This window comes from Microbacterium halimionae, from assembly GCF_011761265.1.
Taxonomy (GTDB): Bacteria; Actinomycetota; Actinomycetes; order Actinomycetales; family Microbacteriaceae; genus Microbacterium; species Microbacterium halimionae.
The window spans coordinates 924,242-948,170 of the sequence record NZ_JAAOZB010000001.1 but is presented as its reverse complement, the minus strand read 5'-3'; the positions used below and the strand labels follow the sequence as shown (position 1 = coordinate 948,170).

The 23,929-nt window shown below is 63.1% G+C and carries 20 protein-coding genes; 8 read left to right on the top strand and 12 right to left on the bottom strand.

Annotation, left to right across the window (positions count from 1 at the left end; translation table 11 throughout):
* Window positions 1-154 precede the first annotated feature (154 nt).
* The 8 genes from treZ to xylA form a co-directional block, all read right to left on the bottom strand.
* A complete protein-coding gene (gene treZ, locus FHS06_RS04450) occupies window positions 155-1,909 on the bottom strand; it encodes a malto-oligosyltrehalose trehalohydrolase (RefSeq protein ID WP_167045958.1) in 1,755 nt (584 codons plus the stop codon).
* A 103-nt stretch (window positions 1,910-2,012) separates the two neighbouring features.
* A complete protein-coding gene (treY, locus tag FHS06_RS04445; RefSeq protein WP_167047930.1) occupies window positions 2,013-4,415 on the bottom strand; it encodes a malto-oligosyltrehalose synthase in 2,403 nt (800 codons plus the stop codon).
* 2 nt (window positions 4,416-4,417) lie between these two features.
* Complete coding sequence (glgX, locus tag FHS06_RS04440; protein WP_167045955.1) at window positions 4,418-6,628, bottom strand: glycogen debranching protein GlgX; 2,211 nt, start codon at window positions 6,626-6,628, stop codon at window positions 4,418-4,420.
* 48 nt (window positions 6,629-6,676) lie between these two features.
* Window positions 6,677-7,183, bottom strand: a complete 507-nt coding sequence (locus FHS06_RS04435; protein WP_167045952.1) for a glutaminase — start codon at window positions 7,181-7,183, stop codon at window positions 6,677-6,679.
* A 1-nt stretch (window position 7,184) separates the two neighbouring features.
* Entirely contained in the window at window positions 7,185-8,381 is a 1,197-nt protein-coding gene (locus FHS06_RS04430; RefSeq protein ID WP_167045949.1) for a cation:proton antiporter, read from the bottom strand.
* 36 nt (window positions 8,382-8,417) lie between these two features.
* Window positions 8,418-9,119, bottom strand: coding sequence for a GTP pyrophosphokinase (locus FHS06_RS04425; RefSeq protein ID WP_167045946.1), 702 nt, complete (start codon window positions 9,117-9,119; stop codon window positions 8,418-8,420).
* A gap of 56 nt (window positions 9,120-9,175) precedes the next feature.
* Complete coding sequence (gene xylB, locus FHS06_RS04420) at window positions 9,176-10,483, bottom strand: xylulokinase (RefSeq protein ID WP_167045943.1); 1,308 nt, start codon at window positions 10,481-10,483, stop codon at window positions 9,176-9,178.
* Window positions 10,484-10,494: 11 nt separating this feature from the next.
* Entirely contained in the window at window positions 10,495-11,700 is a 1,206-nt protein-coding gene (xylA, locus tag FHS06_RS04415) for a xylose isomerase (protein WP_167045940.1), read from the bottom strand.
* Window positions 11,701-11,758: 58 nt separating this feature from the next.
* Here xylA and FHS06_RS04410 point away from each other — a divergent pair, with 58 nt between their 5' ends.
* Together FHS06_RS04410 and FHS06_RS13785 are read left to right on the top strand one after the other, a co-directional pair.
* The gene (locus tag FHS06_RS04410; protein WP_310734892.1) at window positions 11,759-12,934 is read left to right on the top strand and encodes an ROK family protein; all 1,176 of its coding nucleotides are present in this window, start codon (window positions 11,759-11,761) and stop codon (window positions 12,932-12,934) included.
* 465 nt (window positions 12,935-13,399) lie between these two features.
* The gene (locus FHS06_RS13785; protein ID WP_208387881.1) at window positions 13,400-13,624 is read left to right on the top strand and encodes a hypothetical protein; all 225 of its coding nucleotides are present in this window, start codon (window positions 13,400-13,402) and stop codon (window positions 13,622-13,624) included.
* Here the strand turns inward: FHS06_RS13785 and FHS06_RS13780 are convergent.
* Window positions 13,602-14,123 carry an enoyl-CoA hydratase/isomerase family protein gene (locus tag FHS06_RS13780; protein ID WP_208387880.1) on the bottom strand — a complete coding sequence of 174 codons (522 nt, stop codon included), beginning with the start codon at window positions 14,121-14,123 and terminating at the stop codon, window positions 13,602-13,604. The two genes, FHS06_RS13785 and FHS06_RS13780, sit on opposite strands and share 23 nt — an antisense overlap.
* A 36-nt stretch (window positions 14,124-14,159) precedes the next feature.
* Here FHS06_RS13780 and FHS06_RS04400 point away from each other — a divergent pair, with 36 nt between their 5' ends.
* A complete protein-coding gene (locus FHS06_RS04400; RefSeq protein WP_167045935.1) occupies window positions 14,160-14,714 on the top strand; it encodes a TetR/AcrR family transcriptional regulator in 555 nt (184 codons plus the stop codon).
* Window positions 14,715-15,030: 316 nt separating this feature from the next.
* Here the strand turns inward: FHS06_RS04400 and FHS06_RS04395 are convergent, their stop codons facing one another.
* Entirely contained in the window at window positions 15,031-15,768 is a 738-nt protein-coding gene (locus tag FHS06_RS04395) for an SDR family oxidoreductase (RefSeq protein ID WP_167045932.1), read from the bottom strand.
* Between the two features lie 63 nt (window positions 15,769-15,831).
* On the opposite strand from FHS06_RS04395, the gene FHS06_RS04390 reads away from it, so the two are divergent.
* Window positions 15,832-16,401, top strand: coding sequence for a TetR/AcrR family transcriptional regulator (locus tag FHS06_RS04390; protein ID WP_167045929.1), 570 nt, complete (start codon window positions 15,832-15,834; stop codon window positions 16,399-16,401).
* A 270-nt stretch (window positions 16,402-16,671) separates the two neighbouring features.
* Here FHS06_RS04390 and FHS06_RS04385 read toward each other — a convergent pair whose 3' ends face one another.
* Together FHS06_RS04385 and FHS06_RS04380 are read right to left on the bottom strand one after the other, a co-directional pair.
* The gene (locus tag FHS06_RS04385; protein ID WP_167045926.1) at window positions 16,672-17,040 is read right to left on the bottom strand and encodes a hypothetical protein; all 369 of its coding nucleotides are present in this window, start codon (window positions 17,038-17,040) and stop codon (window positions 16,672-16,674) included.
* Between the two features lie 182 nt (window positions 17,041-17,222).
* A complete protein-coding gene (locus FHS06_RS04380; RefSeq protein WP_167045923.1) occupies window positions 17,223-18,221 on the bottom strand; it encodes a LacI family DNA-binding transcriptional regulator in 999 nt (332 codons plus the stop codon).
* A 163-nt stretch (window positions 18,222-18,384) separates the two neighbouring features.
* On the opposite strand from FHS06_RS04380, the gene FHS06_RS04375 reads away from it, so the two are divergent.
* The 4 genes from FHS06_RS04375 to FHS06_RS04360 are packed head-to-tail and all read left to right on the top strand — an operon-like array spanning window position 18,385 to window position 23,917.
* Window positions 18,385-19,671 carry an extracellular solute-binding protein gene (locus FHS06_RS04375; RefSeq protein WP_167045920.1) on the top strand — a complete coding sequence of 429 codons (1,287 nt, stop codon included), beginning with the start codon at window positions 18,385-18,387 and terminating at the stop codon, window positions 19,669-19,671.
* 10 nt (window positions 19,672-19,681) lie between these two features.
* Window positions 19,682-20,689 carry a carbohydrate ABC transporter permease gene (locus FHS06_RS04370; RefSeq protein ID WP_167045917.1) on the top strand — a complete coding sequence of 336 codons (1,008 nt, stop codon included), beginning with the start codon at window positions 19,682-19,684 and terminating at the stop codon, window positions 20,687-20,689.
* Window positions 20,689-21,573, top strand: coding sequence for a carbohydrate ABC transporter permease (locus tag FHS06_RS04365; protein ID WP_167045914.1), 885 nt, complete (start codon window positions 20,689-20,691; stop codon window positions 21,571-21,573). Before FHS06_RS04370 ends, FHS06_RS04365 begins: the two co-directional genes overlap by 1 nt.
* Before the next feature lie 25 nt (window positions 21,574-21,598).
* A complete protein-coding gene (locus tag FHS06_RS04360) occupies window positions 21,599-23,917 on the top strand; it encodes a beta-xylosidase/alpha-l-arabinosidase (protein WP_445668758.1) in 2,319 nt (772 codons plus the stop codon).
* The last annotated feature ends 12 nt before the right edge of the window (window positions 23,918-23,929 follow it).

Below are 23,929 nucleotides of genomic sequence, written 5' to 3'. Positions count from 1 at the left end.
AGGTCGCTCAAGGCGACCATGGTGAGTGAGTCAGCCACTTCACGTGTTTCCCACCGCGGCCTCGCCACGGCTCGTGTTGTACATGAACGCTGCCTACACGCTACGTGCACGACATTTCAAAACGATTACGAGCGGGTGGGAATTCTTGTGCCCGTCAGTCGACCACGGCAGCGGTAGCGGCAGGCAGCGTGAGACGGCCGTCCACGATCGCGACGGCCGCGTCTGTGCGCAGCAGCACCGAGGTATCTTTCGCCGCTCGCCAGCTCACCGGAGCATCGCTCAGGTTGACGAACACCGAAACGTCGCCGCGGCCCAACCTGAATGTACGGCCCGCGACGCTGCCATCGGCGCTCTCTCCGGCTTGCGCGGTCAGATTCGCGAACGCCGGATCGGTCAGCTCAGGGCGATCCCGGCGCAGCCGCGCAAGGCTTCGGTAGAGCTTCAGGAGACGAGCGTGGTCGCCCTCGGCGGCCTCATGCCATGCGAGCTTCGATCGCTCAAACGTTGCGGGATCCTGCGGGTCGGGAACGACCGACTCGTCCCAGCCCATCTTTTCGAACTCGGCCGTGCGGCCCTTTCGCACAGCTTCGCCGAGCCACTCTTCGGGATGCGACGTAAAGAACTGCCAGGGTGTTGAGGCACCCCATTCCTCGCCCATGAAGAGCATGGGCGTTCCGGGCGCGGTCATTGTGAGAACTGCTGCCACCGCTAGGCGTCCGTAAGACAGCGATTGCGAGAGGCGGTCGCCCGCTGCCCGGTTGCCGATCTGGTCGTGGTCTTGAGCGAACGTGACAAGGCGCCAGGCTGGCACCGTCTCCGGAATCGGGAAGCCGTGCGCGCGCTCCCGGAACGACGAAAAGGTGCCGTTGTGAAAGAAACCCTGCATCCACACTTTCGGCAGCGCCTCTAGCGCCGCAAAGTCTTCGTAATACCCGACGGTCTCACCCGTGAGCGCCACGTGTGCCGCATGGTGCCAGTCATCGCTCCACTGGGCGGTCAGCCCGTAGCCACCGGCTTCGCGCGGCAAGATGAGCTTCGGGTCGTTCATGTCCGACTCGGCGATGAGCGTCAGCGGGCGCCCCACGTGGGCACTCAACACATCGGATGCCTCGGCCATCTCTTGCAGAATATGCACGGGCTGTTCGTCGTGCAGAGCGTGCACGGCATCCAGTCGCAACCCGTCGACGTGGTAATCGCGCAACCACATGAGGGTGTTCTCGACGATGTACGCGCGAACCGCCGCGTCGTCGAGGTTGACCGAGTCGCCCCACGTGTTGCGACTGCCGTCGCGGAGATACGGCCCGAACTCAGGCAGGTAATTTCCGCTTGGCCCGAGGTGGTTATAGACGACGTCCTGGATGACGGCGAGTCCGGCATTGTGCGCGGCATCGACGAAGCGCACGTAGGCGGCGGGCCCGCCGTACGCCTCGTGCACGGTGTACCAGGCGACCCCGTCGTAGCCCCAGTTCCAGGTGCCGTTGAACCCGTTGACGGGGAGCAGTTCGATGTGAGTAACGCCGAGTTCGATGAGGTGGTCAAAGCGGCTGATCGCCGCATCGAGAGTGCCTTCCGGCGTAAAAGTACCGATGTGGAGCTCGTAAATGAGCCCGCCAGCGAGTTGCTTGCCAGTCCAAGCGTCGTCGGTCCACGTGAAGGCGCCGGGGTCGACGAAAGCGGATGCCTCGTGCACCCCGTGCGGCTGCCGCATCGACCGGGGGTCGGGGAGCAGGTCGTCGCCGTCACCGAGCACGAAGCCATATTCGTCACCGTCGGACAGCTGCACCGCGGCATCCCACCAGCCGTCGGCGCCGCGCGTCATCTCGAGGTCTTCGACAACGTTCGATTCTGCGGCGCCGTGCTGCAGCATCCTGAGCCGTACTCGCTCCGCCCGCGGAGCCCATACCTGCATCAATTCATCCCTCTTCCCTAGCCCATGTCTCACTTATTCAGCTCCCCGGGCCCAAAACCCTGCACAACTGAGACATCAGCCCAGCACTCCGACCGTTGATGTCTCACTTATTCAGCTTTCGGGAGGCCGCAGCCTGCACAAGTGAGACATCTGTGGGGGCGGGGGCCAGCAGGGCAACGGGGTAGGTGTGCAGCAGGGTACCGAGGGGCAGGATGCCGCCGGCACACTGGGTGCCGGTCAGCACATCAACCCAGGCCCCCTCCGGCAGCATCACTGCCGTGTCTGCCCAGCCACCGCGGGCGACAAGGCCCAGCGGCAAGCGCGTTGCGACCGTGAGCGCACCGCCGCGGTCGAAGGCCACCGCATGAGCGGATGCCTCCCCCACAACCTCGAGTGGCGTGTACTTCGTGAACAACTCGGGGTGGTCGCGGCGCAGCCGCAGGGCACGAGATGTCACCAGCAGCTTCGCTGCCCCCGACGCGTCGATCTCAGGGCGCGCCCCGGCATCGATGTCGACCAAAAGCCGACGTCGCAGGTCGAAGTCGACAGCGCGCCGATTGTCCGGGTCAACGAGCGAGGTTTCCCACAGCTCCGACCCCTGGTACACATCAGGAACCCCGGGGCCTGTCAGCTGCAGCAGCTTGGCACCGAGTGAATTCGACCATCCAGCGGCCGCGATCTCGGCGACGAAACCGTCGACAACATCGTGGGCAGGCCCATAGGCCGCATCGACTACCGCATGCATCCGCTGTTCGAACTCGGCGTTCGGCTGCCACCAACCGGTAGCCTCGGCCGCCTCGCGAGCGGCCTTTTCGGCGTAGGCGTGCAGGCGCTCGGGCGTTGCAGGCCACGACCCGATGATCGCTTGCCACAGCAGCGCGTCGAACGGGCCGTGGCCACTTGAGGCGACTCCACGCAGCTCACCCAGCATGCCGGCCCACCGCTCCGGCATCTCAGCAAGCACATCGAGGCGCGCCCGCACATCTTCGCCGCGCTTCGTATCGTGCGTCGACAGGGTGGTAAGCGACAGTGGCCACGACGCTTGCCGGGCGGCGAAGGCGCGGTGAAAGCCGCCGACATCGAGCGAGAAAACCGAGGGGTCCCCGCCAACTTCCGTCAGCGATCCGAGTCGTGTGTACCGATAGAACGCTGTGTCTTCGACGCCCTTGGCCATCACAGGGCCGGTGGTCTGCTGAAAACGCCGCGCAACCTCGGCCGAGGTATCGGTGAGCGCAGGAACCAGCGCCGCGATGGCATCGGCAAGGTCGGGGCGACGCTCGGATGCCTCAGCTATCGCCTGCGTCATGAACTCTTCGCCCGCCGGTAGATACGACCGATACACCGGGTAACACGCAAGAACCTCAGCGAGTGCGTCCTCTGCCCCGGCCACCGCGGCGACCTCGGTGGGAAGTGTGCGCACCAGGCGACGAATCTCGGCCACCTGAATCGAGTCGGCGATCATTCGCTTGGTGCTGTGAATCAGATCGCTCCAGCTTTGTGGCCCCGGCAGATCGGTGTCACGGCGAAGGTCAGCATCGAGCTCGTCCAAGCCGTTGGCACCCGCGGGGTCGATGAGCATTCGCTCGATCTCGGCGAGCGCGTCGTATCCCGTGGTGCCGACGGTGTGCCACCACGACGGCAATGCTTCGGGGTGGTCTGTGGCACTGTGCTCGAGAATCTTCTCGACCCACACCGGCAGGCCGCCGGTCGCCTCAGAGAGGGCGACAAGATACGCGCCGGGGTCAGCGAGACCGTCGGGATGATCAACGCGTAGCCCGTCGATGAGGCCGTCGTTCACCCAGCCGATCACCTCAGCATGCGCCTGCGCGAAGACCTCGGGCAGCTCAACGCGCACAGCCGCAAGCGTTGTCACCGCAAAGAACCTGCGGTAGTTGAGTTCGGTCGCCTCGCGCTGCCAGAAGAGAAGTTCGTAGTGCTGTGCGTCGAGCACAGCAGGCACGTCAGCCAGGGCAGAAGATCCCTCGGCAAGGGGCAGCACGTGGTCGTAATACCGCAACACACCGAAGGGCGCAGCATCCGTCTCTGTCGGATCGATCGTGATCTCGCCCGCCGTCAACACAGCTTCGAGATCGTCTCCCAGAATCGGCAGTCGAATGCGACCAGCACCGAACGCCCAGTCGATATCGAAGGCATCCGCGTAGCGAGACTCACGTCCCCGCAGCAACAGGTCCCACCACCACGGGTTCTCAGCGGGCACCGCAACGCCCATGTGATTCGGCACGATGTCTACGAGCACGCCGAGGCCGCCAGCTCGCGCAGCCGAAACGAAGCGCTCGAATCCCGCCCGGCCACCACGAGCCGGATCAACCATTGAAGGGTCGACAACGTCGTACCCGTGATCCGACCCTGCAGTGGCGCGAAGCAACGGTGAGAGGTATGCCCAGTCGATTCCGAGGTCGTGAAGGTAATCAGTGACATTCGCTGCGGCATCCAGGTCGAATGCTGCCCGAATCTGTAGGCGATATGTCGACGATGGATGCCTCATGCTCATGTCCCTGCTTCAGGTTTCGGTGCTGGAGACGGAATCGTGTCGATGACGCCCGTCATCGGCGACAACGATGCCGACAACGAATGATCGACATCGCTTTCCGTCACTTGGTGTTCCCGCAAAAGCATGAGCGATTGCGCTTTAACAGCAAGCGTGTCGCCTGGGCCCACGGGTTCCTCGGTTGCACGCTCCCCGCCGGTATCGACGAGTACGTCCCACTTCGGGCTGTAGTCGACATCGGGCAGCGTGAAGTCCACGGTTTCACCGCCGGCGTTGAAAAGCACCATGAAGTGGGAGTCGGAAATTCCCTCGCCCCGGCGGTCACGCTCACTAATCCCGTTTCCGTTGATGAATACCCCGATGGCAAGGCCGAATCCGGAGTCCCAGTCCTCTGGTTGCATGACGGAGCCATCCGGGCGAACCCATACGATGTCGGGAATTCGCTCCCCTGCTTCGCGACGCACCGGGCGTCCGTCGAAGAAACGATTACGCCGGAAGGTCGGGTGCTCGCGACGGAGCCGCACGAGGGCTGCGGTGAACTCGATGAGCTGGTTGTCGACCTGACTCCAGTCGATCCAGGTGATCTCATTGTCTTGCGCATAGCCGTTGTTGTTGCCGTGTTGTGTGCGCCCGAGCTCATCACCGTGCAAGATCATCGGCACACCCTGACTGAGCATGAGGGTAGCGATGAAGTTGCGCTGCTGGCGAGAGCGCAGCATCAGTATTTCGGGGTCGTCAGTTTCACCCTCGACACCGAAGTTCGACGATCGGTTGTGTGATTCGCCGTCCCGACCGTCTTCACCGTTGGCGTCGTTGTGCTTCTCGTTGTACGAGACGAGGTCACGAAGCGTGAAGCCGTCGTGCGCCGTGACGAAGTTGATCGAGGCGAAGGGGCGACGTCCCGAGTTCTCGTAGAGGTCAGCAGAGCCCGTCAACCGGGAAGCGAACTCACCGAGAGCCTGCGGTTCACCGCGCCAGAAGTCGCGCACGGTGTCGCGGTATTTACCGTTCCACTCGGTCCATTGCGGGGGGAAGTTTCCGACCTGGTAGCCGCCAGGACCCACGTCCCACGGCTCAGCTATGAGCTTGACCTGCGAAACTACGGGGTCTTGCTGCACGAGCTCGAAGAAGGTCGCGAGGCGATCGACATCGTAAAACTCACGCGCAAGGGTTGCGGCGAGGTCGAAGCGAAACCCGTCGACGTGCATGTCGAGCACCCAATAGCGAAGCGAATCCATGAGCAGCTGCAGCGCGTGTGGATTTCCCGCGTTGAGGCTGTTTCCGGTGCCGGTGTAGTCGGTGTAATACCGCTTGTCATCGTCTTCGAGGCGGTAGTACGCCTCATTGTCGATGCCGCGCATCGATAGGTGCGGGCCAAGGTGGTTGCCCTCCGCGGTGTGGTTGTAGACCACGTCGAGGATGACCTCGATGCCGGCGTCGTGCAGCGCACGCACCATGCCCTTGAACTCCTGGACCTGGTGGCCGCGTTCGCCCGTCGATGAGTACGTGTTCTGGGGTGCGAGGAACGCAATCGTGTTGTAGCCCCAGTAGTTCGACAGACCCTGATCCTGCAGTCCGGAATCATTGACGAACTGATGGACCGGCATGAGCTCGATCGCGGTGATCCCGAGCTTATTGAGGTGCTCGATGATCGCGGGGTGAGCGATGGCGCTATAGGTTCCGCGAATCTCTTCCGGGATGTCGGGGTGAAGCTGCGTGAGACCCTTGACGTGCGCTTCGTAAATGACGCTCTCGGAATAGGGCGTTTTCGGCTGACGATCCCCACCCCAGTCGAAGAAGGGGTTGATGACGACACCCATCATCATGTGCTCGGCTGAGTCCTCGTCGTTACGCGAGTCGGGGTCGCCGAAGTTATATCCGAAGACTGCTTGATCCCAGTCGACCTGGCCCTCAACTGCTTTGGCGTAGGGGTCGAGCAACAGCTTGTTTGCGTTGAAGCGCCGGCCACTCGATGGGTCGTACTCTCCGTGCACACGGAAGCCATACCGCTGTCCCGGGCCCACATTCGGCAAGAAGCCGTGCCACACGAACGCGTCTACGTCGACGAGGTCATAGCGGGTCTCTTCGCCGTCGTCGTCAAACAAACAGAGTTCGACGCGGTCAGCGCCCTCACTGAATAGCGCGAAATTCGTTCCGTTTCCGTCGAATGTTGCACCCAACGGATATGTCGATCCTGGCCACGTCTGCACTGGCTCTCCCTTGTTGTGGAGTCAACCCTAGTCGAGGGGGATTTAGGTTCAGGTCGCTCCTCCGGGAGGGTTGACAAGCAGCGCTATCCGGTCATATAGGTACGTATCGAGCGGTTGCGTAAGACCACCGCGACTCCAGCGCACCCGTACCCCGCCGTCAACGACCGACAACGGACCGGATGCCTCCCCCCGGCCGATCGCGTCAAGATCGATGACGCGCCAGTCGACGTGCGCGGTGTCGCCCTCCGCAAATCCGCCCCGGTAGGCGGCTTCCGCGTGTGTGGCGCGTTCACGCTGCGATTGGGCAGTGAACCCCCGGCGAGCGGGTTCCCGCGAGCGCACTACTTCTCCGGTCGCCAGCAACTCAGAATCGGTGAGCAACAAGACCCCGAGATGCCACGCGTGCCCAGCGGCAACGATGCGTTCTGCGCGGGAAAAGCCGAGAATCCGTGCCGGCTGATGCCAGCGTCCAAGCTGTTCGCGCGCAGTGTTCCCGAGCTGAACCCGAGCGTTGGCAATGAGTGCAGCGAGCGCAGTTGAATCGACGCGAGCCATGTCACATGCGTTCGTCGAAGGCCACGGCATCCGCATCGACTTGAGTGTGACGCACAGCCATTGCCACCAGCGGATAGACGAGAACCGACAGCATTCCCGCACCCACGAGCACCGAGGCGACGGCTGGCGAAAGAATCTCGGCGTCGACACCGATAGCCGTGACAGCCACGATGATCGGGAGGCCGGTTGCACCCATCAGCACCACGGCGGTGCGGTCGCGTGCACTCGAGCCAGCGGGTGCGGCAAGAACGGACGGCAAGCCGCGAACGAGCAGCAACACGATCGCAACAACAGGAACAAAGGCAAACAAGATCGGTGTATCGAGCAGAGCCTGCAGGTTGAATGTCACGCCGGTGTAGATGAAGAAGATCGGAACGAGAAAACCGAACGCAAGAGCTTCAATCTTGCTTTCAACTGCTTCTTGGTCGGTTTTCGACGCATCGCGCATCATGATGCGCCAGATGATTCCTGCCGCGAACGCACCAAGAAGCATGTCGAGGTCAAGGGCGATGCTGAGGGTCGCGAGGGCCGCGAGGATGAGCAGCACGACGCGCACACCGAACTGCCCCGATGTGTGAAGGCTCGCACTGACAAATCTGTGGAGCGCACCCTGTGGCGTTCGAGACGCGTACCAGGCGGAAAGAGCGGCGATCACGACGAAAATCGTGAGCACGATCGTCGATGCTCCGGGATTGCGGGAGCCAAGAAAAACGGAGATCGCGATCAGCGGACCGAACTCGCCGACAGCACCAATCGCACCGACACTCTTTCCGAAGGGGGTACGGAGCTCGCCGGCGTCGCGCAGAATCGGCAACAGCGTGCCGAGGGCTGTCGAACTCAACGCCACACCGATGATGATGGCGGCTTCTCCCGGGGCGATGATCCATCCTGCCGCAAGCCCGAGTGCCAGACTCAGTATCCAACCGGTGATGGCGCGGCGGCCGGTTCGTCCGCGGAGCGAACTCGCATCGATTTCAGATCCGGCCACGAAGAACAGCATGGCGAGCCCGACTTCGGAGAGTATCTCGAGGAACTCGGAAGACTGTGCCCACCCCAGCACGTCCGGCCCAACGATGATTCCGAGTACAAGCTCGAAAACCACGATCGGGATCGGCAGCCATCGCCCGATTCCGCGCGCCAAAAGCGGCGCGAGCACAGCCAGGAGCGGAATCACCACGAGACTCGCGTCGGTCAGCATCGCCCCAGCGTAGCGGCGTGCGCGGTCTGTGTCGGGCTACACCGCGCGTGGGCGTGACGACGCGCGGCCGCCACACGATGGCGACCTGCCGTGAACCTGGCGATGTAACGACTCCATGCGTGCATCAAGATCGGATGCCGCAACCGCCGCTTCTTTCAAATTGGCCAGCAGATCGCCGGGCACCTGGCGGTCGTACTTGTAATAGATCTTGTGTTCGAGGCTTGCCCAGAAGTCCATCGCGATGGTGCGAAACTGCACCTCGACGGGCACGTCGACGCGGCCGGTCGACAAAAAAACCGGCACTTCGATGATTGCGTGCAGACTCTTGTAGCCGTTTTCTTTCGGTTCGGCGATGTAGTCCTTCACTGTCCGCACGACAATGTCGTCTTGCGCGGTCAAGAGATCAAAAAGGCGATACGTGTCGTCGACGAAGCTGCAGGTAACTCGAACCCCCGCGATATCGAGAATGTTGGCGCGCACGGACTCGAAATCAGCGGGAATGCCCTTTCGAGTGATCTTCTCGACAAGACTGTCTGGGTTTTTTACCCGACTTGTGACGTGCTCGATCGGGTTGTAGTCGTGCATATTCAAGAATTCGTCACGAAGAATGGAGATCTTCGTTTCGATCTCCTGCATCCCGAAGCGATACTCGAGAAGAAACGCCTGCATCTCATCGCGCGCGGCTCGTAGCTGTGCGGCAGAGAAAGTCATCTGCTCTTCCTCAATGGGCGAAGTCATGCCTCCAACGGTATGCAGCGCGCATACGAGATGGCTGTGAAGGACGGCTGGATACGCTACGCGACGCTCTGCACCCTCGTTGCTTGCTGTGCGGCCCCCAACGCTACGTACTCGCCCGGTGGCGGCACGTCAACAGCAAGCCCCAGCACACGCGGCGCAATCTCTCGCACCGCTTCGGACTGCGCCGCTCCCCCGATGAGAAGCGCGCGCCGGAGCGGAACGCCCAGCTGTCGCAGCGCTTCGAGCCCCGCTCCGAGCCCCGAGAGCATTCCCTCGACAGCGGCGCGAGCCAGGTTCTCGCGCGTTGTCGACGCCAGAGTCATTCCCGCCAGCGAAGCTGTGGCATCCGGCAGGTTCGGCGTTCGCTCACCCTCGAAGTACGGCACGAGCTTAAGGCCACCCGCACCCGGTTCTGCTGCGAGCGCCAGCGCGCTGAGCTCGGCATGATCGACGCCGAGAAGGCGAGCGACCGCGTCGAGCACGCGCGCCGCGTTGAGAGTCACGACGATCGGCAAAAAGCCGCCGTCGGCATCGGCGAAACCCGCGACCGTCCCCGTGGGGTCGATCGTGCGCTTCGCGCTCACAGCAAAGACCGTGCCGCTCGTGCCAATAGACACCACGACGTCACCGGTTTTCGCACCGACCCCGAGCGCTGCACCCGCGTTGTCTCCTGCGCCAGGTCCGACGACACGGTCGTCTTCATCGCGCACGCTCTCGATCGCGCCAAGCACACGAGGCAGCACAGCGTCGTGACCGAGCGCCGCGATCAAAAGCTCACGATCGTAGCCGTCGGTTTCGGGGTCGAAGTAGCCGGTGCCGGAGGCATCCGATCGGTCGGTGATGAGTTCGTCGAGCACAGGGCCGAGCGGTGATTCACCCTCGGGTCCGAATCCGCGCAACCGCCACGTAAGCCAGTCGTGCGGCAGCGCAACCGCTGCCACCTGTGCCGCATTTTCGGGCTCGTTGTCACGCAGCCACCGAAGCTTCGTGATCGTGAACGACGCCACGGGAACGAGCCCCGTGCGGCGCGCCAGCTCGTCTGCCCCGAACTCTGCAATGAGGGCGGTTGCGGCGTCCGCTGATCTCGTGTCGTTCCAGAGCAACGCCGGCCGGATGACGCGGCCCGCGGCGTCGAGTGCGACCATGCCGTGCTGCTGTCCGCCGATTGCCCACGCCGTGACGTCGTCGAGCCCGCCCGCGGCCGTGATGGCGTCGTTCAACGCCTCCCACCATGCCGACGGGTCAACCTCGGTCCCATCAGGGTGTGGTGCGCGCCCTTCGCGCGCCACACGTCCTGATTCGGTGTCGAGGATGACGACTTTGCATGACTGCGTCGATGAATCGACCCCTGCGACAAACCCCATGTGCACTGAACCTAGCTACGCGCGCCGAGGAGGTGCTCGGTCGCGAGCTGTTGCAGCCGCACGAAGCCGAAGCCCTTGGCGCCGAAGTAGGCCGACGCGTCGAAGTCTTCGTACGCGGACTTGTCGGCGAGCAGGTCGTTGTACGACTCCCCCGCGTTCAGCGTCGGTGTCGAAAGCTCCGGAACCTTGGCAGCCGCCAGTGCCTCCTGCACCTCGGGGTCGGCACGGAATGCCGCGGCCCGCTCCTTGAGCATCAGGTAGGTGCGCATGTTGGCGGATGCCGAGTCCCACACGCCCGACTCGTCTTCGGTGCGGCTGGGCTTGTAGTCGAAGTGACGCGGACCCTCGTAAGACGGTCCGCCGTTCGGGCCACCGTTTTCGAGCAGGTCGACGAGCGCGAACGCGTTGTGCAGGTCGCCGTGACCGAAGACGAGGTCCTGGTCGTATTTGATGCCCCGCTGGCCGTTGAGATCAATGTGGTAGAGCTTGCCGTGGTACAGCGCCTGCGCGATACCTGCGGCGAAGTTCAGGCCCGCCATCTGCTCGTGGCCAACCTCGGGGTTCACCCCGACGAGCTCAGGGCGCTCGAGCGATTCGATGAAGGCGAGCGCGTGGCCGACCGTCGGCAGCAAGATGTCACCGCGAGGCTCGTTGGGCTTCGGCTCGATTGCGAACCGGATGTCGTAGCCCTTGTCGGTGACGTAGTCGCCGAGCAGGTTGACGGCTTCGCGGTAGCGCTCAAGCGCTGCGCGCACGTCTTTCGCAGCGTCATACTCGGCACCTTCGCGGCCGCCCCACATGACGAAGGTTTTAGCGCCGAGCTCTGCGGCGAGGTCGACGTTTCGCAGCACCTTGCGGAGGGCGAAGCGGCGCACCTGACGATCGTTCGAAGTGAAGCCGCCGTCCTTGAAAACGGGAGCCGAGAAGAGGTTGGTTGTGACCATCGGCACGATGACGCCGGTGTCGGCGAGAACGCCCTTGAGTCGATCGATCTGCTTCTGGCGCTCGGCATCCGTCGAACCGAAAGCGAAGAGGTCGTCATCGTGGAACGTGAGACCGTAGGCGCCGAGTTCGGCGATTTTCTCCACGCCGTGAACGACGTCAAGAGCGGGACGCGTGGGGCCACCGAACGGGTCAGCACCGTTGTACCCAATAGTCCACAGACCAAATGAGAACTTATCGGCGGGGGTGGGAGTCGGTACAGACGACGTGGACATGGTGCTCCTTTGCAGCGGACCTAATAAGTTGTCAGCCACAACATACTACGATGGAACCGTGAATGCCAGAGAGCAAGGAACTCCGCGAGGGAGCGTCAGGCAGCTGAACCTCGCCGAAGTCGTGCGCCTGCTGCATTTCGAGGGTTCGCTCTCTCGCGCGGCGCTCACCGAACACACGGGGCTCAACCGGTCGACGATCGCCGATCTCATCGCCCAGCTCGGAACCTGGGAACTCGTGACAGAACGCGAACCCGACATTGCGCGCGGCGTTGGGCGTCCGTCGCCCATCGTTTCGCTCTCCCCCGAGACCGTCGCGATTACTGTGAACCCCGAAGTCGATGCGCTGACAATCGCCGCGATCGGCATTGACCGCGCGATCATCGTTCGCGACCGCGTACAGCACGACACTGTGCCAACTCCAGCCGAGACCGCAGCACTGATCGCCAAAAAGGTCTCTGGGTGGCGCGCGGGCCCGCTCGCGTTGTCGCGAATCATCGGCATCGGCCTCGCAGTTCCGGGTCTCGTGCGCGCAAGCGATGGGCTCGTCCGCGATGCACCGCACCTCGGGTGGCGCGATGTGCCGCTCGCCGAGGTCGTCGCGGCGGCGACAGAGCTGCCGGTCTCGGTGGGAAACGATGCCACCCTCGGCGCTCTCGCCGAGCATCTGTTCGGCGCCGCGAGCGGAATCGATCACGCTATCTATCTCAACGGCGGTGCCAGCGGTATCGGTGGCGGGCTGATCATTGGCGGGATGCCGGTGGCCGGTGCCGGCGGCTACGCGGGCGAGTTCGGCCAAAATCGGCCAGGTATTGCGCATGATCATGACCGGCGCGCGCCGGGTGGCGTACTCGAAGACGAAGTGAGTCGTGCCCGACTGCTGGAGGTGCTTCAACTCACGGATGCGGACGAGCCAACGCTCGCCACGGCACTCACCGAGGCCACCGGGGCAGTGGTGGCAGGCGAGGTCACGCGGCAGCGGGGCATTCTCACCACGGCACTCGCCAACGCCGTCAATGTGCTCAACCCGAGTGTCATTGTGCTCGGTGGGTTTCTGGCAACCCTCGCGGGAGTGGACCTCGAAGGCCTCACCGCGGCAGTGCGGCAGCAGGCGATGCCAGCAAGCGGCGAGCATCTGCAGATTCGTGCCGCGTCGCTTGCCGAAAACCGCCTACTGATCGGTGCGGCCGAGCTGGCATTCGCTCCACTTTTGGAAGATCCTTCGCGCGCTAGCTAACCCATTCCGGGGCGTTCTGCGTGAGATTCCAGCGAAGCCACTGCGAGCGCTGTGAGGTTGCATTGGTCTCGGCGCGTTCGGTGGCTGGCAGGATGTTCCGCCCCGGCGCGGTAGACACGGAGTAGTTACTGAGCGCAGTCGCTGCAGAACCGCACGACCGCGAGGCAACCGAGCAATAGCTCGGCGACGACGGGAAGAGGCGTTGCGAGATCTACCTGCAATCGATGATTGACCGTCTAAAGCGCGGATCGCGAGCGACTCTCGCGACCCGCGCGTTGCGGCGAGACGGCCAGGCGGGGCGACCGAAAACGCGACCCTCGGTCGCCCGCCCCGTTACTCGGCGGGCCAGGGAATGCTGCGGAGTGTTCCCTCAAGGTCGATTTCCCCGATGGGCTGTTGTCCGCCGTGGTCCATCAATACGCGCACTCGGTCAACAACCGAAGGCGGTGAGGGGTAGACCTTGCCGTGGGCCTTGGCCTCTTCAAGAAGATCGGGAACGACGCCGCTGGCTTCTGCGGCGTCGAAGGCCTCCTTGGCTGCCGCGGCGACGCCCGCAGGAAGGGCGGCGATGCGCCGCGCGACAGTGGATACCCAGGCGTCAAGGTACTGGGGTGCGAGTTCTCGGTTGATCCATCCATATCGCTCGGCCGTGGTGCTGTCGTAACGCTCACCGCTGAGGGCGATTTCTAGACCGCGGGCTCGGCCCGAGACGGTTGAGGTACTGCGTGCCGCCGCCGCCTGGAAAGATACCCATCAGCGATTCTGGCTGGGACAGCCACGTCTCACCGGCTGCGGCGAAACGCATGTCCGCCGTCATTGCGAGCTCCGCACCGCCAGCGCGCAGACGCCCGCGGAGCTTCGCGATCGTAACCTGGGGCAGGGTGCGCAGCCGCTCATGCAGCTGCTGCAACGGGTTCAGACCCGGGTCGCCGTCAGGATCCGCGAGGGCCATCAGGCCGCTGGGGTCGAACATCCACCCGTTGTCCGCGTGGGCAGCGAAGAAGTCGGGGTTGGCGCTCTGGTAGACGATTACCTGCACTGATGAGTCGGTGGCCACGGTCTGTGCGAACTGGGTGAGGTCGCGGACCAATTTGGCATCCTCGACATTTACCGGCGGGTTGTCCAAGGTCACGGTCGCCACCCCAGCATCCAGGGCTACCCGGATCGCTTCAAAACTCTCGTACGTCATCAAATTGCTTTTTGTAGTGACTGCGAAAGTATTTCTATGACTGGCAGACCTCGACTCTTCGATCGTGACGTCGCGCTCGACAGCGCCATGCGTGAGTTCTGGGCTGAGGGATTCGATGGCGTGACGACAGCGAAACTCGCGCAGAAGCTCGGCATCAACCAACCCAGCCTCTACGGAGCGTTCGGCAGCAAGTCCGAACTCTTCCATGAAGCTGCCCAGCTCTACATCCGAGGCCTCGACGATGCGCTGCGGGCTGACCTTGCACGCTCATCTATTCGGGCAGTCACTGAGGCGCTGCTCCGGTCGGCTGTCATCGGATTTACGCGTGATGACGCTCCCCACGGATGCCTAGTCATGCGCGAACCGAGACTCGCCACACGCCGAGAACAGACCCGCGAGGCCATTCGACACCGCTTTAAAGCGGGAGCTGTCACCGATGAATTCGCGACCGCCGCAGACGCCGAAGACATGGCAGAGCACGTCAACGGCGTTCTCGCAGGTCTCGCTGCGCGTGCTCTCGAAGGAGCCACCCGGAGCGAACTTGAATCCGTCGCGAGAGTCGCGCTGAGCGCGGTTCCGCTAGATAACTAGAGGCATTTAGCTCGAGCCCGCTCATCTCCGACGCTATGGCTTCGTGTACCCGCGGCAGCTCACAACGACTAGTGATTGATCCTCTAGCGGGCATTGTGACGGCACTGCACCACATCGCGACGACGTCTGGTCGACCCCCGTCAACGAACTCCGCCACGCGTGCTGGCGGCTCGAAGTCAAATGAACGCGACGATTTGCCGTCCCGAGCTCGAAATCGCAATTCCAGCGCCGTTATTGATCATCGATGAGACGTCTCGTAACCCTAAGCTTTCGGGACGCCCCATCGCGAGTCCGCTGGTCGTCGAGACTTGGTGACTTATCCCTGCGCGGTCGGCCGAATGATGATCTCGCCCACGTCGACGCCGTCCGGCTGCTCGATGGCGAATGCGACCGCGCGGGCGATCGCATCTGGCGGCATGGCGATCGCGTCGCGCTGAGCAACGAGCGCAGCAGCGACCTCGGCGCTTGCGCCAACGCCTACCCCATCGGTGTTGGTAAAGCCAGGCGTGATGACGGTGACGCGGAGCGAAGGACCAGCCTCCTGACGAAGGGCCTCGGAGAGGACCCGGACCGCGGTCTTCGTTGCCGCATAGACGCCTTGGGTGGGGACGATCCGGTGCGCGGCGGTGGAGGCGGTGTGGATGAACTGCCCCGAACCCTGAGCGCGGAAACCCGGCAGTGCCGCGGCCACTCCGTTGAGAACGCCGGTGAGGTTCACGTCGATCATCTGCTGCCAGGCGTCGACCTGGAGATCATCGAACGGCGAGATCGCCATGCTCCCCGCGTTGGAGAAGAGGACGTCCAGCCGGCCGAAGCGTTCCTGAGCGGTCTCCACCAGCCGCTCGAGGCCCTCCCTCAGGCGTACGTCGATGGCAACCGCAATCGCTGATCCCCCGTCGGCTGTGATGCTGTCGACCACTTCCTCGAGCAGGTCTGCACGACGCGCGCCGAGCACGACGTTCGCCCCCAGTGCCGCGAGATGGCGAGCTGTGGCGGCGCCGATCCCGCTCGATGCGCCAGTGATGGCGATGGTTTTGCCGGTGATGCCGCTCATGATTCTCCTGATGTCCAGTACAGTAAGCGGACACCCGTCCGCCTCCTGGAAGGTACCGGACATATGTCCGTTTCGCAACAACCGTCCACTGGGCGCCCCCTTCGCGCGGACGCTGAGCAGAACCGTGCGCGCATCATCGAGATCGCGCGCGAGGCCCTCGCGACCGACGGCGAGACCACCATGCAGGCCGTCGCCCGCGCTGCCGGCGTCGGACAAGGCACCCTCTACCGACGCTTCCCCACCCGCGAAGCGCTACTCGCCGAGGTCTACCGGGAGGACTTCGACCGACTCGTCGACGCAGCTCACACCCTGCTCATCGACCATTCCCCCGTCGCGGCCCTCCGCGCCTGGTTCGACGAGCTCGCCTCTTTCGGCCGCAAGAAGCACGCCCTCGCGGACGTCCTTGACGCAGCGACACGGGCACAGCTCCACGACGAGCAATACGACCGCGTCCTCGCCGCCATCGCCGCACTCCTGGACGCCGGCGCGGCAACCGCGGAGCTCCGCACCGACGTCGCGCCCGACGAGGTACTCCCCCTGGTCGGCTTCCTCTGGCAGCTCGACGGCCGAACGGATACCCGAACTGATCACTTGCTCGACCTCGTCGTCGACGCCCTTCGCCGCCACCGCTGACCCGGTCGAGACACGCCCGACGGGCGCGAAGCCTGCCCGCTCGTTCGCCACGGAGGTGTGCCACATCTGAGACCTCTCACAACGCATGCGATCCAAGACGGTTCCGCCTCCCACTGCGCCACCGAGTGATCACAGAACACCGCCACCTACCGATCAAGTCCACAGGAATTCTGCCGATTCGGTTCGTCAGTCTTAAGTGTGCGTGAGACGTCTCATATCCCTTGGGTCACGAGACGTCTTTTTTGACGCGGCTTCACGGCGGGCGATTGGTTATTGGCCGTCAGGGAGGATCGCTCGAGTCCAGCGCCAGTCATCTTTTGGCCGGGTCCACTGTTCCGGCCCCGGATTCAACGTCCGGTCGGGAATGAGCTCGGGGATCGCTGCGGTCAAATGTCCGGCAACAGACGCGAACAGACGTGGTGCTGACAGTGCGCCGCGCGTACCGCGAGAAGAACCCGCGAATTGATCCCCGTTGAGGCCGCCGCCATAGATCTGAACGGGCTCACGAATTGCTGGTCGCCGAGCGAGTGCGATCGCAAGCACGCCGAGAAAGGTAGGCACGCCAAGACCAACAAGGACGTTGAAAGTGTAGATCCACTCCGCTGACTGCTGCAGATTCGATGGATTCGTTGCAGCCATTCCTTGGAGCAGGATCGACGGAACCGCCAGCACGATTAGGCACCATGTGGGCGCCGACGCGTGACGCTGCCGCCGGAGGGCAGACCGAGCGCGAAAACCAGCATCGCCGCAAGAAACAGAAGCGCCGACATGAGCAGACTCCAACGAGATACGGGGCCACGTGTCTTCTAGCGAGCTGAACCTCAGCGCGGTGGCGCTGTTGTTGCGCGCGCGATGAGTCGTGTCGGCAGTAGCACGTGCGTTTTCGCGAGTGACTGTCCGCTCATGAGGGTCGTAAGCATTTCGGCGGCCGTGTGGCCGATCTGATGCATCGGCTGACGGACGGTTGTGAGCGCAGGCGTCAGCCGTGAGGCCTCGGGCACGTCATCGAAGCCGACGACCGAGAGGTCTTCAGGCACACGGATTCCGAGCTCGGTAGCCACCTCAATGAGGGCGATGGCCGAGAGGTCATTGGCGGCAAAGACTGCGGTCGGTGGGTGCTTTTGCACGAGTAGGGAGCGGGCGGCATCCCGCGCGGCATCTCCCGAGTAGAAACCAACGCGCACAAGATCGGCGTCGAAAGGGATACCCGCAGCCCCCAGCGCTTCGCGATAACCGGTGTCTCGAAACCGAGACGATTTGAGGTCTGGTCTTCCGCCAACGAAACCGATGCGACGGTGACCGAGTTCGGCAAGATACCGAGTGGCATTTCGCGCACCTCCGAGGCTGTCGGATTCAACCGTCGGTAAATCCGCTCGCCCGGTGTGCGGGTCGATCAGCACGATAGGCACCTCGGCCGCAACGTTCACGACAGTGGGCGTGACCATGATCACGCCGTCGATCAGCGTGCCGCTCAGCCTGCTGAGCGACCGGCGCTCCCACCCTTCACCGTTGCCTTGACGCGAACCGCTGTAGGCCAGCACGTCGTAGCTCGAGTCGTGAAGCGCCGCACCAACGCCCTTTAAAATCTCGGCGCTGAACGGTTCGAAGTCGGCCACAAGAACGCCGATAACACCCGTCGTTCGAGATCGCATGCTGCTTGCGACGAGGCTGGAGGCGTATCCCAACTCAGCCACAACGGTCATCACGCGATCGACAGTTTCGGCGGCAACCCCGTACCTGCCGTTCATCGCTTTGGAGACCGTCGCAACAGAAACTCCGGCCACGCGGGCGACGTCATGAATGGTCGGACGTGTTGTCATGAGACCTGATGCTAGACCGTTGAAAATGTTTTCGAAAACGTTTGACACTTTTGAAAACCCGCTGAGACACTGACATCGCGTTCGGGCATGCACGCCACGACGCACCACCCTGGCACCTCAACGATCGAGGTGCCGCTCAAAGAAGAGAGCAGGCTGGAATCACATGAATATGCGACACATCCTCACGGGCTCAGCAGCCCTAGCGATTGGCGCACTCGCGCTCAGCGGATGCAGCGGAGACTCCGGAGGCGGTGACAGCGGCGGCGACGTCAGCCTCTCGGTCTGGCAGAACTCCACCACCGGTGACGGCGTGGCCTACTGGGAAGACGCTGCAGCGGCGTTCGAAGAGGCAAATCCCGGCGTAACCGTCGAGATTCAGTCAATCCAAAACGAAGACATGGACGGCAAGCTGCAGACCGCTTTGAACTCGGGAGACGCGCCCGACGTATTCATGGCACGCGGTGGCGGCAAGCTCGCCGATGTCGTCAAGGCCGGCCAAGTGATGGACCTGACCGACAAGATTTCTTCGGATGCCGCGTCCGCCATGAGCTCATCGTTGAGCGCGTTCACATACGACGGCAAGCTTTATGGAATGCCCCTTTCGGTGCTTCCCGAGGGTCTGTTCTACAGTCAGGACCTCTTCGACCAGGCCGGTGTTTCTGGCACACCTGGAACCATCGACGAGCTCATCGCTGTCAATGACGAACTGAAGTCAGCCGGCATCGACCCCATTGCCGTCGGAGCGAAGGATGCCTGGCCTGCAGCGCACTGGTACTACAACTTCGCACTTCGCGAGTGCTCTCAAGACGTCATGAATGAAGCAGCTGACTCGCGCTCTTTTGATGACGAATGCTGGCTGCGCGCTGGAGAAGACCTCCAGGACTTCGCCGACACCGAGCCCTTCAACCAGGGTTATTTGACGACTGCAGCGCAGCAGGGCGCTGGTTCATCGGCTGGGCTGCTCGCCAACCAGCAGGCCGCCATGGAACTCATGGGTGCATGGGAGCCAGGAGTCGTGGCATCGCTCACACCCGACGAGCAACCGCTCGCCGACCTGAGCTGGTTCGCCTTTCCCGAAATCAGTGGCGGCGACGGCACACCCGGAGCCATGATGGGTGGCGCTGACGGATATTCCTGCTACGTAGATGCCCCGGCCGAATGTGTCAACTTCCTCAATTTCCTCGCGTCGAAAGAGCAGCAGGAAGCATACGCAGATGCGTTCCAGACGCTGCCGTCAAGCCAGGAAGCCCAGAGCGTCGTTACAGACCCCGCGCTCGTGAGCGTGCTTGAGGCGTACAACGACGCGCCCTACGTGGTGCTGTGGCTCGACACGCTCTACGGACAGAACGTCGGTAACGCGCTGAACGTCGCAGTCGTCGACATGCTCGCCGGTAGCGGAACGCCGGAGAGCATCGTGAGTGCCGTCAATGACGCAGCACTGAGAGGCTGAGGCGCAACACATGACTTCCCTCACCGACAACGCTGAGCGCACGTCGACGGGGAATCTCGCAGGGGGCGGGGGCGGCGCAAAAGCGCCGTCCCCGCCCCGGCGGTCCCGCTCCGGCGGACCGTGGCGCACACGCCTCGAGATCGCCGTTCTTGCCGGTCCCGCTCTCATCGTCTTTCTTTCCTTCGTCATGCTGCCCGTTGCCGTTGCGGCCTATTACGGCTTCTTCAGCTGGGGCGGCTACGGAGCCGCGACCGACTTTGTTGGGCTCCGCAATTACGTGGTGATCCTGTCCGACCCGGCGTTCCAAGAGGCGCTGTGGCACAACTTCTTGATCGTCATCCTCTCGCTCGTTATCCAGGGCCCCATCGCTATCGCCCTTGCGCTTCTGCTCAACCGCAAGATGCGTTTCCAGTCGAGCATCCGAGTCTTGATCTTCGTTCCATACGTCATCTCTGAAGTTGTCGTCGGCACCGGGTGGAGCCTGATGCTCGCCAACAACGGCGCGCTCAACGACCTGCTGGCGAAACTCGGACTGAGCGCTTACGCGCAGGACTGGCTCGCAAACCCTGATATCGCGATCTGGACGCTCATGGCGATCATCACCTGGAAATACATCGGGTTCGCCGTGATCCTCTTCCTCGCTGGACTCCAAGGCATCCCCGAAGAGCTCTATGAAGCCGCCGCAATCGACGGCGCCTCCTACTGGCAAATCCAGCGCTCGATCACGTTCCCGCTGCTCGGACCCACCGTGCGGATCTGGGCATTCCTGTCGATCATCGGATCGCTCCAGCTTTTCGACCTCGTTTACATCATTTGGGGCCAATACATTGCGGCAACAGCCGGCACCTCGACGATGGCGACCTACATGGTGGCCACCGGTCGCAACGCCGGCAGCTATGGCTACGGCAACGCGGTCGCTGTCGTGATCTTTCTTATTTCACTCATCATCGCGCTGCTCTATCAGCGCTTCGTGCTGCGCCGCGATACCGAAGGCGCTGTCACGGGAGGTAAACGCTGATGGCTACCGAAGCGATCATCACTCGACACATCAAGCCCGGCAAGCGACGGGTTACGCGCACTCCTCGCCAGCGCACCGGAAGCTTCTTCATCTATTTCCTTGCGATCGTGCTGATCGGGCTCATTCTCGCCCCCGTTGCGTACATCATCATCGGCGGATTTCGCACGAACTCACAGATCACGCAAGACCCCTCGGGGCTTCCCGCGACGTGGCAGATCGAGAACTACTTCAATGTGTTGTCGAGCGGTGTCTTCTGGCGTGAAGTAATCAACTCAACGATCGCGGCTGGAGTCACGACGTTCTTCGTCGTGGCGTTCGGTCTCGGAGCCGCCTACGTACTCGCGCGGTACAACTTTCGGGCACGCGGTGCGCTCTACGCGCTCTTCGCAGCGGGCCTCATGTTCCCCATGACCGTCGCCATCACGCCGCTCTACATCATGGTCCGATCCCTCGGACTCATGAACTCGCTCGCCGGTGTCATCGTGCCCCAGGTAGCGTTCGCGCTGCCGGTGACGATCATCATCCTGGTGCCCTTCCTGCAGGCGCTGCCGCGAGAAATCGAAGAGGCGGCGTTTATCGACGGCTGCAGCCGGCTCGGCTTCTTCTGGCGAATGGTGATTCCGCTCGCTGTGCCCGCCGTCATCACAGTCGGAATTCTGGCCTTCATCGCCAGCTGGAACAGCTACATGCTGCCCCTGTTCATCCTCAACGATGAATCCACCTTCACGCTGCCGCTCGGAGTGCAGGCATTCGCCTCGCAATACTCCGTCGACACCGCGAAAGTGCTCGCATTCACCTCACTGTCAATGATTCCTGCCCTCGTGTTCTTCAGCCTGTTCGAGCGACGCATCGTGGGCGGCTTGACCGGTGCGGTCAAGGGTTGAGCAGTAGCGAAACGGATTGAGAACTGTGTACACGACGACATCCGGTGCGCCCGCAGCTTCAGCGCTTGTGCGTGCACTGATCGACCAGATGACGCTGGAAGAAAAGCTTGCCCAACTGGTGGGGTTCTGGGTAGACCAGGGCGACGAAGTGGTGGCCCCCATGGCGGGAGAGATGGCCACATCGACGCGCTACGAAGACGCCACCGAACACGGAATCGGCCATCTCACTCGCGTGTACGGCACCCGCCCGGTCGAACCATTGGCTCGTGCCGAGTGGCTGTGGAACGAGCAACGGCGCCTGCGTGAAGAAACGCGCCTCGGCATCCCGGCGCTCGTGCACGAAGAGTGCCTCACCGGGCTTGCGGCGTGGAAAGCGGCCACCTTTCCGACTCCGCTCGCGTGGGGTGCCGCATTTGACCCCGACCTCGTTGAGCGAATGGGCACCGCGATCGGGCGCTCGATGCGTGAACTCGGCGTACACCAGGGGCTCGCCCCGGTGCTCGATGTCATCCGTGATCCGCGATGGGGCCGGGTTGATGAGTGCATCGCCGAAGACCCCTACGTCGTCGGAACCATCGGCACCGCGTACGTGCGTGGACTGCAGGATGCCGGAATCCACGCGACGCTAAAGCACTTCGTTGGTTATTCAGCGTCGCAGTCCGGCCGAAACCACGCGCCCGTCCACGTGGGAATACGCGAACTCGAAGATGTGCTCTTGCCACCGTTCGAAATGGCAATTCGCGATGGCGGCGTGCGGTCGATCATGAATTCGTACGCCGAGATCGACGGAATTCCGGTCGCATCGGCACCGGAGTTCCTCACGGGAATCCTGCGCGACCGATGGGGATTCGATGGTGTTGTGGTCGCCGACTACTTCGCGATCGCGTTCTTGCAGACAATGCATCGCGTTGCCGAAGACAAGGGCGCCGCCGCTCACTTGGCACTCTCGGCCGGTATCGATGTCGAGTTGCCGAGCGGCGACACCTATGGCGCAGCGCTCGCCGAACGCGTGCGAGACGGCCGCACCGATCTCGCGCTCGTTGATCGAGCTGTTGCCCGCGTGCTTGCTCAGAAAGAGGCGCTCGGCCTGCTCGATGACGACCAGTCTTCGGCTCCGACGTCGATCAATCTCGACGATGCCGAGCACCGCGGCGTCGCGCGTGAACTCGCAGAACGATCGCTCGTGCTCCTGACCAACGACGGCGCCCTGCCGCTCGCAAGTGGCGACTCGGCGCCGGCACGCATTGCCGTCATCGGTCCGAACGCCGATAGTCCTGAAGCACTGATGGGCTGCTATTCCTTCGCTAACCACGTGCTCGCACATCACCCGGGAACGCCTCTCGGGTTCGAGATTCCAAGTGTGCGCGACGCCATGGCGGCAGAGTTCGATCGCTCCGTCGTGTTGACGGCAGACGGATGCGACGTCGAGGGCGATGATCGGTCGCGCTTCGATGCCGCCGCCACAGTTGCGCGCGACGCGGACGTCGCCATCGTTGTCGTGGGCGACCGCGCTGGGCTCTTCGGGCGCGGCACAGTCGGCGAAGGAAACGATGTGGAGTCGCTCGAGCTGCCAGGTGTGCAGCGAGAGTTCGTCGAGCGCGTTGTCGCGAGCGGCACTCCGGTTGTTCTCGTGGTGCTATCGGGTCGCCCGTATGCACTGGACTGGGCGCTTTCGGGAACGTCAGCGCCCGCCGCTGTCGTGCAGGCGTTTTTTCCCGGCGAAGAAGGTGGCCGAGCGCTCGCGCGGGTATTGAGCGGTGCTGTTGCACCCTCGGGCCACCTGCCGGTCTCACTCCCCCGTTCGGCAGGTGCACAGCCTTACAGCTATCTGCATCCGTTCCTTGGCGGGCCGAACGAGATTACGAGCGCCGACAGCACCCCAGCGCTACCGTTCGGCCATGGCTTGAGCTACACAACGTTCGAGCACAGCGAGCTCTGCACAACAGAGGAGACGAACACGGGCAGCGTGTTCACCGTCGAAGTAAAAGTGAAGAACACGGGCGAGCGCGCTGGCACTGATCTCGTGCAGTTGTATGGCCGAGATGTCGTCGCAAGCGTCACGCGGCCCGTCGCCCAGCTCATCGCCTATCGCCGCGTCGAGCTCGACGCGGGCGAAGAAGCTTTTATTCGTTTCGAAGTACCGACGGCACGGATGTCGTTGACCAACCGCCGCGGCGAGCGCGTTGTCGAAGCAGGCGACATCGAACTCTGGGTCGGTTCGTCATGTGCAGACCAAGAGACGAGCGCTCAGGTGCGCTTCGTCGGCGCCGACCACAGCGTCACGTCGGATGACCCGCGCGTTGTTCGCGCCACGGTGCAGAGCGCGGAGGTTTCGGTGCAGTGACGGTGCGCTGAC